Source organism: Mesorhizobium amorphae (assembly GCF_014843845.1).
Taxonomy (GTDB): domain Bacteria; phylum Pseudomonadota; class Alphaproteobacteria; order Rhizobiales; family Rhizobiaceae; genus Mesorhizobium; species Mesorhizobium amorphae_A.
In genome coordinates this window covers 265,662-278,185 of the sequence record NZ_JHQS01000056.1, presented here as the reverse complement: position 1 = coordinate 278,185, position 12,524 = coordinate 265,662, and the positions used below count along the sequence as shown (strand labels likewise).

General features: G+C 65.5%; 13 protein-coding genes and 1 pseudogene. 3 read left to right on the top strand and 11 right to left on the bottom strand.

Going from position 1 to position 12,524, the window contains the following annotated elements; all coding sequences use genetic code 11:
• Positions 1-18: 18 nt before the first annotated feature.
• Positions 19-243, bottom strand: a complete 225-nt coding sequence (locus tag DH08_RS23810) for a hypothetical protein (protein ID WP_192181600.1) — start codon at positions 241-243, stop codon at positions 19-21.
• 184 nt (positions 244-427) lie between these two features.
• Between DH08_RS23810 and DH08_RS23805 the strand changes: the two genes are divergently transcribed.
• Positions 428-1,435: an aldo/keto reductase gene (locus DH08_RS23805; protein WP_192181599.1), complete on the top strand. Its 1,008-nt coding sequence runs from the start codon at positions 428-430 to the stop codon at positions 1,433-1,435.
• A gap of 21 nt (positions 1,436-1,456) precedes the next feature.
• Here DH08_RS23805 and DH08_RS23800 read toward each other — a convergent pair whose 3' ends face one another.
• The 6 genes from DH08_RS23800 to DH08_RS23775 form a co-directional block, all read right to left on the bottom strand.
• On the bottom strand, positions 1,457-2,347 hold the full coding sequence (locus DH08_RS23800) for a ribokinase (RefSeq protein ID WP_192181598.1): 891 nt from the start codon (positions 2,345-2,347) through the stop codon (positions 1,457-1,459).
• On the bottom strand, positions 2,344-3,219 hold the full coding sequence (locus tag DH08_RS23795) for a MurR/RpiR family transcriptional regulator (protein ID WP_192181597.1): 876 nt from the start codon (positions 3,217-3,219) through the stop codon (positions 2,344-2,346). Before DH08_RS23795 ends, DH08_RS23800 begins: the two co-directional genes overlap by 4 nt.
• Positions 3,216-4,193, bottom strand: a complete 978-nt coding sequence (locus DH08_RS23790; protein WP_192181596.1) for an ABC transporter permease — start codon at positions 4,191-4,193, stop codon at positions 3,216-3,218. The genes DH08_RS23795 and DH08_RS23790 overlap by 4 nt, the downstream gene beginning before the upstream one ends.
• On the bottom strand, positions 4,194-5,717 hold the full coding sequence (locus DH08_RS23785; protein WP_192181595.1) for a sugar ABC transporter ATP-binding protein: 1,524 nt from the start codon (positions 5,715-5,717) through the stop codon (positions 4,194-4,196).
• Positions 5,718-5,795: 78 nt separating this feature from the next.
• Positions 5,796-6,848, bottom strand: coding sequence for a sugar ABC transporter substrate-binding protein (locus tag DH08_RS23780; RefSeq protein WP_006206470.1), 1,053 nt, complete (start codon positions 6,846-6,848; stop codon positions 5,796-5,798).
• A gap of 47 nt (positions 6,849-6,895) precedes the next feature.
• On the bottom strand, positions 6,896-7,897 hold the full coding sequence (locus DH08_RS23775; RefSeq protein ID WP_192181594.1) for a sugar phosphate isomerase/epimerase family protein: 1,002 nt from the start codon (positions 7,895-7,897) through the stop codon (positions 6,896-6,898).
• Positions 7,898-8,058: 161 nt separating this feature from the next.
• Here DH08_RS23775 and DH08_RS23770 point away from each other — a divergent pair, with 161 nt between their 5' ends.
• On the top strand, positions 8,059-8,628 hold the full coding sequence (locus DH08_RS23770) for a GNAT family N-acetyltransferase (RefSeq protein ID WP_246800975.1): 570 nt from the start codon (positions 8,059-8,061) through the stop codon (positions 8,626-8,628).
• Between the two features lie 88 nt (positions 8,629-8,716).
• Here the strand turns inward: DH08_RS23770 and DH08_RS23765 are convergent, their stop codons facing one another.
• Together DH08_RS23765 and DH08_RS23760 are read right to left on the bottom strand one after the other, a co-directional pair.
• Complete coding sequence (locus DH08_RS23765; RefSeq protein WP_192181593.1) at positions 8,717-8,965, bottom strand: hypothetical protein; 249 nt, start codon at positions 8,963-8,965, stop codon at positions 8,717-8,719.
• Between the two features lie 177 nt (positions 8,966-9,142).
• Positions 9,143-9,847: an SDR family oxidoreductase gene (locus DH08_RS23760; protein WP_192181592.1), complete on the bottom strand. Its 705-nt coding sequence runs from the start codon at positions 9,845-9,847 to the stop codon at positions 9,143-9,145.
• Positions 9,848-9,966: 119 nt separating this feature from the next.
• Here DH08_RS23760 and DH08_RS23755 point away from each other — a divergent pair.
• A pseudogene (locus DH08_RS23755) lies at positions 9,967-10,869 on the top strand (LysR substrate-binding domain-containing protein).
• A gap of 22 nt (positions 10,870-10,891) precedes the next feature.
• On the opposite strand, the gene DH08_RS23750 reads toward DH08_RS23755, so the two are convergent.
• Positions 10,892-11,311, bottom strand: a complete 420-nt coding sequence (locus tag DH08_RS23750; RefSeq protein ID WP_345892442.1) for an AAA family ATPase — start codon at positions 11,309-11,311, stop codon at positions 10,892-10,894.
• Positions 11,312-11,376: 65 nt separating this feature from the next.
• The gene (locus tag DH08_RS23745; RefSeq protein WP_192181591.1) at positions 11,377-12,477 is read right to left on the bottom strand and encodes a flavin-containing monooxygenase; all 1,101 of its coding nucleotides are present in this window, start codon (positions 12,475-12,477) and stop codon (positions 11,377-11,379) included.
• Between the last annotated feature and the right edge of the window lie 47 nt (positions 12,478-12,524).

The following is a 12,524-nucleotide window of genomic DNA, read 5'->3' as shown; positions in this document are numbered from 1 at the left end:
TGCTCAATCGCTGGCGGCTCAATCGTCGGTGGCCGGCGTCAGTTCGAGTTCGGCAGGTGACAAGCCCCCTTGCAGCTGGCTCAGCCGGAACTCGTCGACCCAATAGGCTTCGCCGTCGACCAGCACGCGCGCCTGATAGGTGCCGCCGGAGAAGCTCTGCGCGGTGACATAGACCTTGTGGCGATCAAGCGCCTTGCGCACCGCGGCGCGCTTGGATTTCTGGGCAGTGACAGGACTGGCCATCGGCTCACTTTTCACACATGGCCGCCATGGGCGGCCTGCCTTAAGGATGGCGGAGAGCGTCGATTGAGTCAATTTGCGAGGCGGCGACGCGCGATCTCCCCCTCGCCTCGCCCTCGGCCGGCTGGACGCCAGGCAGGCGGCCCCTATAGTTTTCACCGAGATACTTTTCTCCGGAGATAGACAGATGACCCTCGGCACACACAAACTCGGCAGCCAGGGGCTGCAGGTATCGGCGATCGGCCTCGGCTGCATGGGCATGAGTCAGTCCTACGGGCCGGCCGACGAGGCGGAGTCGATCGCGACGCTGCACCGGGCCATCGAGCTCGGCTGCACCTTCCTCGACACGGCGGAAGTCTACGGCCCCTACATCAATGAGGAGTTGCTCGGCCGGGCGCTGAAGGGCCGGCGCGCCGCAGTGACCATCGCCACCAAATTCGGCTTCCGCATCGAGAACGGCAAGCAGGTCGGCACCGACCGCGACAGCCGGCCCGAACATATACGCGAGGCGGTGGAAGGCTCGCTGGGGCGGCTGGCCACCGACCATATCGACCTGCTCTACCAGCACCGCGTCGATCCCGATGTGCCGATGGAGGACGTGGCCGGCGCGGTCGGCCAGCTGGTCGCCGAGGGCAAGGTGCGCTTCTTCGGCCTGTCGGAGGCGGGCGCTGCCAACATAGGCCGCGCGCACGCCGTGCATCCGGTGTCGGCGGTGCAGAGCGAGTATTCGCTGTGGGAGCGCAATCTGGAGCCGGAGATCATGCCGCTGCTCAAGGAACTCGGCATCGGCCTGGTGCCGTTCGCGCCGCTCGGCCGTGGCTTCCTCGCCGGCGACGTCAGGCGCGCGGAGGATTATCCCGAAGGCGATTTCCGGCGCGGCGACCCGCGCTACCAGGGCGCCAATTACGACGCCAATGTCGCGGCGGCCTCAACCGTGCGCGACATCGCCGGTGTCAAAGGGGTCAAGCCCGGGCAGATCGCTCTGGCCTGGCTGCTGCACAAGGGCGATGATTTCGGCATCGACATCGTGCCGATTCCCGGCACCAAGCGCCGGCAATATCTGGAGGAAAACGTCGCGGCGGCCGCGATCGAACTCGATGCCACCGAAATGCTGGGGCTCGACGTGGCACTGGCGCCAGGCAAGGTTGCGGGCCCGCGCTACGGCGAGCGGACGATGTCGATGATCGATCGGTGAACAGGCGAGCGCCGCCATCCCTCACCGCTCCCCTTCCGGGGTCGCCACGAGCCGCGCCGCGGCTTCATTGGCGGCAGTGATCGCTGCTTGCACAGGTTCTCCACGAGCAAGTGCCGTCGCAAACGCTCCAACGAACTCGTCGCCGGCGCCATGGGTGCTGACGACCTTCACCGGAATGCCCGCCAGCGCGAGGGCCTCACCCGTTCGGTCGCAATAGGCGACCCCGTCCCCGCCGGCGGTGACGATCGCGGCGGGATAGACATTGGCAAGCCGGCGCGCCGCTTCGGCGGCGCCGTCGAGCGTGTCGACGACCGGCACACCGGCCAGGAATTCCGCCTCGATGGCGTTGACGATGACGATGTCTACAAGCGCGATCAATTCGCCCGACAGTTCGCGGGCCGGGGCGGCGTTAAGAACGATACGGCCGCCGGATGACTTCACGGCGCAGGCGGCGGCGATGTTGGCGGCTTCCGGCACCTCGTTCTGCAACAACAGCACCGAGGTTTCGGCGATCGTTGTGCGGGCGGCGGCGATGTCCTGTTCGCCCAGAGTGAGATTGCTGCCCGAGACGATCACCGCGCCATAGTCGCCGCTCGCGTCAAAGATCGCGACACTCATGCCGGAGCCGGCGCCGGGTTCGATCCGCACGAAGCGGCGGTTGACACCGTTGCGGTCGAGATTGGTGAGTAGCGCCCTGCCGAAATCGTCGTCCCCGACGGCGCCGATCATCGCCGCACGCACGCCGGCCCGCGCCGCCGACACCGCCTGGTTGCCGCCCTTGCCACCACATTTGGGGTGCCAGGCATGGCCGGTCACCGTCTCGCCCTTGCGCGGGCGGTCGGGAGCATCGACCATGATGTCGTAATGCAGGCTGCCGAACACGGTGACCAGCGGCGTTGTCGACGGCGTCATGTGCCCCGGTCTTTTCGTTTCGATGTCACTGCCGACATGGTGCGGCCGAGATTGCGCTCCGCCGCCTGGTAGTCGCGCTGCGCGACCGCGACGAACAGCGCGTCGAGGATGTTGAGTTGGGCAATGCGCGCGGCCGCGTTCTCGCCCATCAGCGGCGAGCCCTGCGCCGTCGAGCACAGCACGATGTCGGCAATCTGGGCCAGCGGCGAATTGTCGTAATTGGTGATGGCTAAAGTACGGGCGCCGCTCTTCCTGGCAAGCTGGATGGCGTCGATGACGGCTGACGTGTTGCCGGAATGCGAGAAGCCGACGGCGACGTCGTCCGCGCCGAGCAGCGAGGCCGACATCAGCATCATGTGGGAGTCGTCGTAGACCGAGGCGCGGATTCCGATGCGCAGGAATTTGTGCGACACGTCGCGGGCGATCTGAGCCGAACCGCCGACACCGTAGAAGTCGCGGTTCTTCGCCCTGTAGAGCAGATCGGCGGCGCGGTCGAAATCCTCCATGTCGAGGATGGCCAGCGTCTCCTCCAGCGCGTGGATCGATGTGCGGAACACCTTTTGCACGATCTCGGCCGAGCTGTCGTCGGCCGACAGTTCCTGATGCATCTCGGCGGTCGGCAGGCGGCTGTACTCGTAGACGGCGGTGCGGAAGTCGCGATAGCCGGAAAAGCCGAGCTTCTTGGCGATCTTGACCACCATCGCCTCCGACACGCCGGCCTCCTCGGCGATCTGCTTCAGCGGAATGGTGTCGTCGAAGCCGCGCCGGCCGAAGACGGTCTCCACCACCTTCGCCTCCAGCGGGGTCAGATGCGGCATCATCATGCGGATGCGCGGTCCTACGGCTTTCAGATCCAGGCTGCTCAAGGTCATCCACGTCCCCTCGTCACGCGATCGATAAGCATCGCGGCGAGGATTATAAGGCCAGTTGCAAGCAGCTGATAGAAGGACTGGACGTTCATCAGCGTCAGGCCGTTGCGCATGGCGCCGAGGATGACGGCGCCCAGAATGGTGCCGACGACGCTGCCCTTGCCGCCCATCAGCGAGGCGCCTCCGATAGCGGCCGCGGCAATCGCGTCAAGCTCCCACAGATTGCCGAGAATGGGTTCGGCCGCCCCCAGCCGGCCGATCAGGATCTGCGCGGCAAGGGCCGCCAGAAGTCCCGATATCATGTAGGCGGCGATCTTGGTGCGGGCGATCGGTACGCCGGCGATATAGGCGGCCTCCTCATTGCCGCCGACGGCGAGCAGATATTCGCCGAAAGGCGTCTTCTTGAGGATGATCCAGGCGACCAGCGCGACGACGGCGACGATGACGACCGCTAGCGGCAGGCCGAACAGCGAGCCGTTGAAGATGGAGCGGAAGCCGGCCGGCAGGCCGAGTACCGGATTGCCGCCGGTGTAGATCAGCGCCAGCGCCCGGTAGGTGCTGAGCGTTCCCAGCGTGACGATGAAGGGTTGCAGCCCGACATGGGCGACGAGCACGCCGTTGAGCAGGCCGCAGGCAAGGCCGACGGCGAAGCTCGAGACGATGGCGAGCGGAAACGGCACGCCCGCGACCAGCATCGAGGCCGAGATGACCGCCGAAAGTGCAGCTGTCGGCCCGACGGACAGGTCGATGCCGCCGGAGATGATGACCAGCGTCATGCCCAGCGCCAGGCAAGCGTTGATGCTCGACTGCTGCAGGATGTTGATCAAATTGCGCTCGGCGAAGAAGCCCGGCACCAGCGCGCCGAAGACGGCGAGGATGACGATCAGGCCGATCAGCGTGCCGGCGTCGCGCATGGAAAACCGGTGCAGGAAATCCGCCTTGGGCCGCGTTGCTGTATTTTCCGATATGTCCGTCATCTACTGCCTTGCCTGCGGTCCGGTTTTGCCGACCTGCATTTGCGTTTGTGGTATGGCATGCGCCGCGATCGCCTGTTCGCTGAGACTTGCCCGGTCGAGCTCGGCAGCAACCGTGCCGTCGCGCATGACCAGCACGCGGTCGGCAAGCCGGATCACCTCGGGCAGTTCGGAAGACACGACGACAACCGAATGGCCCTCGGCGGCGAGCTCCTCGATCAGGTGGTAGATCTCCGCCTTGGCGCCGACATCGATGCCGCGCGTCGGCTCGTCGAACAGAAGGATGCGGGTCCCTGCCGCGAGCCAGCGGCCGATGATCGCCTTCTGCTGGTTGCCGCCACTGAACAGACGGATCGGCCGGTCGAGCAGGAACGGCCTGAGATTGACCCGCTTCATCTTCTCGGCCGCCACCCGTTTCAGGCGGCGATGATCGATGACGCCGCGCGGCGCGAACACGCCCATCGAGGCCAACGCCATGTTGCTGGTGATGGAGCGCAACGGCACGATGCCTTCGCGCTTGCGCTCCTCCGGCACCAGGCCGATGCCGGCGGCGATGGCGTCGCGCGGGCCGGAAAACCTGACCGCCTTGCCGTCGATCTCGATGGTACCGGACGACGCACGGTCGGTGCCGGCCAAGAGCCGCAGCAACTCGGTGCGGCCCGAGCCGACCAGGCCGGCAATGCCCAGCACCTCGCCGCGATTGAGGTTCAAGGACACGTCGTGCACCTTGGTCGCCGAGGCGAGCCCGCGCACGCTGAGCCTGACATCGCCGGTGGCATGAGAACGGTGCTGTTCCTGGGCAAGCTCGCGGCCCACCATCATGGCGACGACGGATTTTTCCGACACCTGCGCGAGATCAACGGAATCGACCACGCCACCATCGCGCATGATGGTGGCGCGCTTGCAGATGCCGAACACCTCGTCCAGCTTGTGCGAGACATAGACGACCGCGACGCCGTCGCGGGCAAGGCCGACGATGACCTCGGCCAGGCGCTCGAATTCGCTCGGCGTCAGGCTCGATGTCGGCTCGTCCATGGCGACGATCCTGGCGCGATCGAGCAGAGCGCGGGCGATCTCGACAATCTGCCGCTGCGCCACCTTCAGGCTGCCGAGCGGGGCGGCCGGATCGATAGATGGGTCGAGGGCGGCAAGGGCTTCAGCGGCGCGGCGTTCCTGCTCGCCTCTGGCGACAAAGATGCCGCCACGGGTCAGCGGATGGCCGAGAAACATGTTCTGGGCGACGCTGAGGCGCGGCACCTGCTGCAGTTCCTGATGGATCATGGCGACACCGGCGGCGCGCGCCGCGACCGGGTTGTTCAGCGTCACTGGCTGGCCGTCGATCAGCACGCTTCCCGCTGTCGGTCGGTAGACCCCCGACAGGATGCGCAGTAGCGTCGACTTGCCGGCGCCGTTCTCGCCAAGCAGGCCATGGATCTCGCCGGCGCCGACCGAGAAGGACACGTCGTCGAGGGCCCGCACGGCAGGAAACAGCTTGGAGATACCTGCGAATTGCAGCCGGGGTGACATTGGTTCCATTCTCCGGGCAAGGTGTCAGCCGAGCGAAAATGCTCTGCCGACACCCGCCGCCTCGCCCTGTCTTTTGTGCTACTGGCCGACGGCCGCGTCCTCGAGCAATGCCTTGCGTGCATCGGGGCCGGAATAGCGGTCGGCATTATCCTTGGTGATCAGCGCCTGCGGCGTGGCGACGACGCGCGGCAGCTTCTGCCCGGCGACGAGACGCAGCGCCGTTTCCAGCGCCACCTCGCCGGTCAGCACCGGGAAGCTGTCGACAGTGCCGGTCAATTCGCCGGCGCGGATCGAGGCATAGGCGTCGGATATGCCGTCTGTGCCGAACACGGCGACCTTGTCCTGCAGGCCGGCCGCCTTGACCGCCTCGACGATGCCCAGCGCCATGCCGTCATTGTTGGCGTAGAAGCCGATCAGGTCGGGGTGCTGCTGCAGGATGTTGGTGGCCGCATCATAGGAGGTCTGGCGGTCCCAGTTGCCGGGCACGCTGGCGACGACCTCGAACTTGCCTCCTTCGGTGATGGTGGTCTTGAAGCCGTCGGTGCGCTGGACAGCGGCATAGACGCCGGCCTGGCCCTCGACGATGGCGACCTTGCCACCATTCGGCCGGTTCTTGATGAACCATTTGGCGACGCGCACGCCATTGTCGCGTTGGACATTGCCGACATAGTGCTCGGCCTGCGGGATGACGGCGTCATTGACGTTGACGACCGGCACATTGGCTGCCTTGGCCTGTTCCATGATCGGCTGCAGATTGGAGTCGGTCTGCGGCGAGACGAGCAGCACATTGTAGCCCTGCGTCACCAAGCCCTCGGCGATGGTTAGCTGTCCGAGCTGGTCGCCCTCGCTTTGCGCCGCCTGATAGACGACCGGCACGCCGACGCGGTCGCCGAATGCCTTGTAGCCCTCGCCCAGCGAGCGCCAGTATTCGTTGGTCAGCGTCTTGGAGACGGCGCCGGCCTTGGTGCCGTCGGGCAATTTGGGGAACGCGCCGAACTTTGCTTCCAGCTGCGACCAGTCGATGCGGTCCTTCTCTGTATCGGAGTTGAGCGGCGCAAGGTCGGCGGCAAAGGCCGAGCCGATGGACAAAGCCATCAGGGCAGCGGTGGCGGCGGCAAGCAGAAGTTTCATGGCATTCCTCCCTTGGTGAAAAACGGCGTATGGCGACGCCGGGCGCTTCAGGTGACTCCGGGCGTGTCGCGCCCAAGCATGGCTTCCTGGACGATGGCCTGCGAGGTGACGGCATCCTGGCTTGCGACGGCGGCGGACAGGCGGTTGTCCTTCTCGAGGCGCTCGACGACGCCGAGCATGCGCTTGACGGTGGCGATGTTGACCTCGCACTCGCGCACCGGATCGAGCCCGGTCATGTCGGGGAATGTGTCGAAATAGATGGCGCCGGCGTAGCCGTCCCGATGGATCTGACGCAGCAATTCGATCGTCTGCAACGTGTGCACAGCGCCGACCATCAGGCCGTCGTCACGCTTGGCGTAGCCGTCGTTGAGATGGACGCCGAGCAACTTGCTGTGGCGGGCAATGAGCGCGGCGGCGAAGGCCGGCTGTTCGTCGGCATAGAGCACATGGGCGAAGTCGAGCGTGACGCCGAGATTGGGCAGGCCGACATCGCGGATCGCCAGCAAGGTCGTCGCAGCGTCCGGCATCAGCGAGTAAGAGCGCGGCTCGTTCGGCTTGTATTCCAGACTGATCTGGCAACCGGGATCATGCGCCGAAACTTCACGAATCCCATCGATTTCGTGTTGCCAGAGTGTCGCATAGTCGGCCTGGAAGGCATAATCGAAGCCATCCTGCCCGAGCCACAGCGTCATCAGACTGGCGCCGGCTTCACGCGCTGCGTCGATGCCGGCCTTTGTCAGGTCGATGGCTTCGCGGCGCACCGCCGGGTCCGGATTGGTGAAGGCGCCGAGCTTGAAAGCCGGATTGGAGTAGTAGCGCATGGCGAAGCCATTGATGGAAAGCCCGATATCGCCCAGTTTCCGAGCAATTTCTGTTGGCTTTTCACCGATATGGTCGGGAAAGTTGAGGTCTAGGTCGGTGAGTCCTTCGACCTTGGCCGCGCGCGCCGCCATCTGCATCAGCGACGGCTTGCCGGCAAGGCCGGGCCATTCTGCCTCGGGCCGCGAGGCAAAGGAATTCAGACGGGTGGCAAAGCGGTGCGATGTCATGGATGGCCTTTCGGTTGCGTTACTTCACATAATTATGAATTTTTGTAAAGTTATTATTTCAAGAAACGAACGGCGCGCGCCGTGCGCTGTCCCTTTGTCGGGGAGATTGGCAGATTCGGCGCTGTGCGGCTGCGTCACGGTTCTTGCGAGATCCCCTGCCCTTGGCTAGCTTCGCCGGGCTGGTCGCGCTTGAGGCGGTGAATTTCGAGGCCACCCCAGGACAGGAGTTGGCGATGAACCGGATCAGGGCGATGACCGAACAGGACGTGGCGTCGGCATCAAGGCTGCTGGGAGACTCCTGGCGCCGCACCTACTCGCCGATCATGGGTGCCGAGACCACGGCACGGCTGTCGGACGACAAGCATTCGCCGGAGCGGCTGGCGGCGGAACTCCGGGACGACAACAAGATGTCCTTCGTGGCTGAACGGCCCGACGGCTCGATCGCCGGCTACGCGATGGCGGCGATGGACGAAAAGGGCGACGTCATGCTCGACCGGCTGCACGTCGACAAGAGCGAATTCGGCTCGGGGCTGGCGACCGACATGCTGCATGCGGTGCTTGCCGCCCATGCGGGTATTGCGAGCATTGCGCTGGAGGTGATCGAAGGCAACGACCGAGCCATCGCCTTCTACCGCAAGCACGGCTTCGAAGTGGTCGAGAAGCGGGCGGCTGCGCATGGCGTGGGCGGCCACGCCTCGCTGATCATGCGCAGGGTGCTGTCGAGGGCGTAAAGAGGGAATAGGGGAATGTGAGGCAGTAGGGAGTAGGCAGTAGGAAAAAGCAAGGTGGCGCATCCCTACTGCCCTACTGCCTACTGCCCTACTCACCAAACTCCTGCGCCGCCGGTGCCCTTGGCCCATCCTCGTCCTCAGGCACTTCGAGAATCTCGATCAGCCGCACCACCCTTGCGTCCGGCAAGGGATGGCCCTCGTTGACCAGCGCCTCGTCGGCGCCGATCCAGGCGAAGGCTTCGCGCAATTCCTCGAGGCTGGCACCGGTCAGCGCGATGTCGGCGATGACGGCTTCGTCCACAGGCCCCAGAACCGAAATGATGTCGTTGCGTGTCATGGTGTCCTCCGTGCCCGATGCAAAAGTGCCGGTGCGACGCCGTGGGACGCTCAGCCGGAGACCGGCATCGGGATAGATCTGCCACGGGATGGTATCTGGGTCTCGGCTTCGTGCCGGCAACCACCAGTTCGACATTTGCCGGTGCCGAACGGAACCGGCGCCTCGTGCGCCCGGCAGTCAGATCGCGCGGATGACGCCGCCGTCGACGCGGAAGTTCTGGCCGGTGATGTAGCCCGCACCTTCGGGGGCGAGGAAGGCGATGGTCGCGGCAACCTCTTCGCTGGTGCCGTAGCGCTGCATCGGCACGCTGTCGCGGCGCTCCTCGGTGGCCGGCAGGCTGTCGATCCAGCCAGGCAGTACGTTGTTCATGCGCACATTGTCGGCGGCGTAGGTGTTGGCAAAGATCTTGGTGTAGGCGGCAAGGCCGGCGCGGAACACGGCCGAGGTCGGGAACATCGGGCTCGGCTCGATCACCCATGCGGTCGAGATGTTGACGATGGCACCGGCCTTTTGCTTGACCATCTGCGGTGCAACGATGCGCACCGGCCGGATGACGTTCAGAAGGTAGACATCCATGCCGGTGTGCCATTGCTCGTCGGTAATCTCGAGGATCGGCGCGCGCGGCCCGTGCCCGCCGCTGTTGACCAGCACGTCGATGCGGCCGAAGCGCTCGAGCGTCAGGTCGACAAGACGCTGCAGATCCTCATTCGACTGGTTGGAACCGGTGACGCCGAGGCCGCCAAGCTCCTTGGCCAGCGCCTCGCCCTTGCCGGACGAGGACAGAATGGCGACCTTGAAGCCGTCCGCTGCCATGCGCTTGGCCGCCGCCGCACCCATCCCGCTGCCGCCCGCAACGATTACTGCTACTTTTTCTACACTCATTTTTTGCCCTTCCTGAGCGGCTCGCCGCAATACCCTCGATGTCTCCGCCATGATATATCCGTTTTTCACCTCTGGCTCGAACCAGAAAGCCTGAAATCAGACTGTAGAAAAACTGCTCGATGCCCGAAGCCTTCCTTCGCCTGCCGCCGCTCAATGCGCTTCGCGCCTTCGAGGCGTCGGCGCGGCACCTCAACTTCCGCCTCGCCGCGCATGAGCTCAACGTGACCCAGGGCGCGGTAGCGCGGGCTGGAGGCCAGCCTTGGCGCAAAGCTGTTCGAGCGGCTGCCGCGCGCCTGGCGCTGACCGACGAGGGCCGTGCCTATGTGCCCAACATCCGCCGCGCCTTCGAGCTGATCTCGGAAGCAACGGCGCTGCTGCGGCCGGAACCGGCGCGGCTGACGATCAGCGTCACGCCGAGCTTCGCCACCAAATGGCTGATCCCGAAACTGCCGGAGTTCGTGGCGCACAATCCGCTGGTCGACCTGCGCATCCTGGCCAGCGAAAGCCTGTCGAGTTTCCAAGCCGACGGCGTCGACATCGCGGTGCGGCAGGGACAGCCGCCGTTCGGCCCGGGCCTCATCGTCGACCTGTTGTTCCCGCAGCAGATCATCGCCGTGTGCAGTCCTGCCCTGCTGCCGCCCGGTGTTGGCGGGATCGCGCCGGCCGACATCCAGCATCATGTCCTGATGCACGATGCGCATAATCTGTGGCCGGAATTCATGGAACGGGCGCTCGGCCTGAAGATGGCGACGGAAGCCAAACGCATGCGCTTCAACCAGACTGGCCTTGCCATCGATGCGGCCATCGCCGGCCAGGGCATCGCGCTGGCCAGCCGCTTCCTCGTCGCGGCCGACATCGCGGCCGGCCGGCTGGTCCAGCCGGTCAGCGCCGAAATGCGCGGCACCTATGATTTCCACGTCGTGGTACCGAGAAAGCAGCGTCACCCCGAACCGACGCAAGCTGTGCGGCAGTGGCTGCTGGATGAGGCTGGCCGCGAAGCGATCCGTACCATTGCGGACTGATTGGCCTCCGGTTCGGCACGCTTCACGCCGGTGCGGATGCGCCGGCTCTTAGTGCGACCATGACTTCAGCCTCGAAGGCGCCGCTGCTTGCCTCGGCCAGTTGCCGGGCGTCCCAGTGGCGGGCGATACGACCCTCGACCAGAAGCACGGCGCGGGTGCACAGGCCGGGCACGGCCTCCACCAGATGGGTGGAGATGATGACGGCGTGGCGGCCGCTTGCGGCCACGGAGCGGATGATGCGCTTGATCTCCCAGGCGGCGAGCGGATCGATCCCGTTTAGCGATTCATCGAAGATGAGCAGCGGCGGCGCACCGAGCAATGCGGCGGCAATCGCGATCTTGGCCCGCGTGCCCAGCGAGTATTCGGCGATCGGCCGGTCGATCCAGCGTCTCAGGCCGAGCCGCTCGGTAACGTCAAAGCCCGGCCAGTCGGCGTTGTCGATAAATGCCGGCAGCAGCTGATGAGCGCGACGGCCGGATCGACCCGGTCGGCCTCGCCGGCGGCGCCTCAGCCCCGCCGTTCGATGTCGGCCACCACCGCGGTCGCCTCGCGGCCTATTTCCCGCAGCAGACCGGTGACCGGGTTGTGGAAGCCGACCAGATAGAGGCCGAGTTCGGAAGCGCGGGGATTGACGCCGCTTTTTGCCGGCCGCAGCTCCGCCGGCAGGAATTTGTCATAGGCCGGCCGGTAGCCGGTAGCGAGGATGACGGTTTCGAACGCCTCCTGCCGCCCATCGGTGAAGGAGGCGCCGTGCTCGGTGAAGCCGGCGATGTCGGGCACTATGCTGATCTTGCCGGACTTGATCGCCGCCACCGTGCCGACATCGATGACCGGGATACGCCCGGCGTCGACCTGCTTGAGGATGCCTTGCTTCGGCCTGACGATGCCGTATTTCTCGAGCTTGCCGAGTGCGAAGTCGAGGATGATCGGGAACATCCAGTCGTTCAGCGCCTGCGGCATCGGCCGGCTGGCGATGCCGACCATCTGGATCGGCACGCCGAACAATTGCCGCGGCACGATATGGACGCCCTTGCGCACCGACATCGTCGGATGGGCGCCGGACTCGGCAAGGTCGAGCGCGATTTCGGCGCCGGTGTTGCCCATGCCGACGATCAGCACGTTGCGGCCAACAAACGGTGCAGCTTCGGTGTAGTCGGCGCTGTGCAGGACCTTGCCCTTGAAAGCCTCGATGCCGGCGAGGTCCGGAACAATCGGCTCGGCATTGTTGCCGGTGGCGATGACGACATGGCGCGACGCCAGCCTGTCCGATCCGGTCTCGACGACAAAGCCACCATTCTCGCGCCGGATCGCCGTCACCGTCTCGCCGAAGCGCGGCCGGAGCTCGAAACGCTCGGCATAGGCGTCGAGATAGGCGACCACTTTTTCGCGCGGCACGTAGCGCGGATGATCGCGCGGGAACGGCACGAAGGGCAGCGAGGAAAACGACTTCACAGTATGCAGGTGCAGCCGCCGGTAGTGGCGGCGCCAGGCCGACGCCACCTCATGGGCTTTTTCGAGGATGATGAAATCCACACCCGCCCGCCTCAGGCAGGCGCCAACGGCAAGACCCGCCGGCCCGGCGCCGACAATGACGACATTGGTGTCCAAGCGATTCTCCTCCCGCCAGGCTGGGCTGAGGCTATGCGCAAAGCGGT

Bases quoted from the DNA above. Each gene is read 5' to 3' on its own strand.
- DH08_RS23805 (WP_192181599.1), top strand. From the start codon at position 428: ATGACCCTCGGCACACACAAACTCGGCAGCCAGGGGCTGCAGGTATCG.
- DH08_RS23760 (WP_192181592.1), bottom strand. From the start codon at position 9,847: ATGAGTGTAGAAAAAGTAGCAGTAATCGTTGCGGGCGGCAGCGGGATG.
- DH08_RS23765 (WP_192181593.1), bottom strand. From the start codon at position 8,965: ATGACACGCAACGACATCATTTCGGTTCTGGGGCCTGTGGACGAAGCC.
- DH08_RS23800 (WP_192181598.1), bottom strand. From the start codon at position 2,347: ATGACGCCGTCGACAACGCCGCTGGTCACCGTGTTCGGCAGCCTGCAT.
- DH08_RS23780 (WP_006206470.1), bottom strand. From the start codon at position 6,848: ATGAAACTTCTGCTTGCCGCCGCCACCGCTGCCCTGATGGCTTTGTCC.
- DH08_RS23790 (WP_192181596.1), bottom strand. From the start codon at position 4,193: ATGACGGACATATCGGAAAATACAGCAACGCGGCCCAAGGCGGATTTC.
- DH08_RS23810 (WP_192181600.1), bottom strand. From the start codon at position 243: ATGGCCAGTCCTGTCACTGCCCAGAAATCCAAGCGCGCCGCGGTGCGC.
- DH08_RS23775 (WP_192181594.1), bottom strand. From the start codon at position 7,897: ATGACATCGCACCGCTTTGCCACCCGTCTGAATTCCTTTGCCTCGCGG.
- DH08_RS23795 (WP_192181597.1), bottom strand. From the start codon at position 3,219: ATGACCTTGAGCAGCCTGGATCTGAAAGCCGTAGGACCGCGCATCCGC.
- DH08_RS23785 (WP_192181595.1), bottom strand. From the start codon at position 5,717: ATGTCACCCCGGCTGCAATTCGCAGGTATCTCCAAGCTGTTTCCTGCC.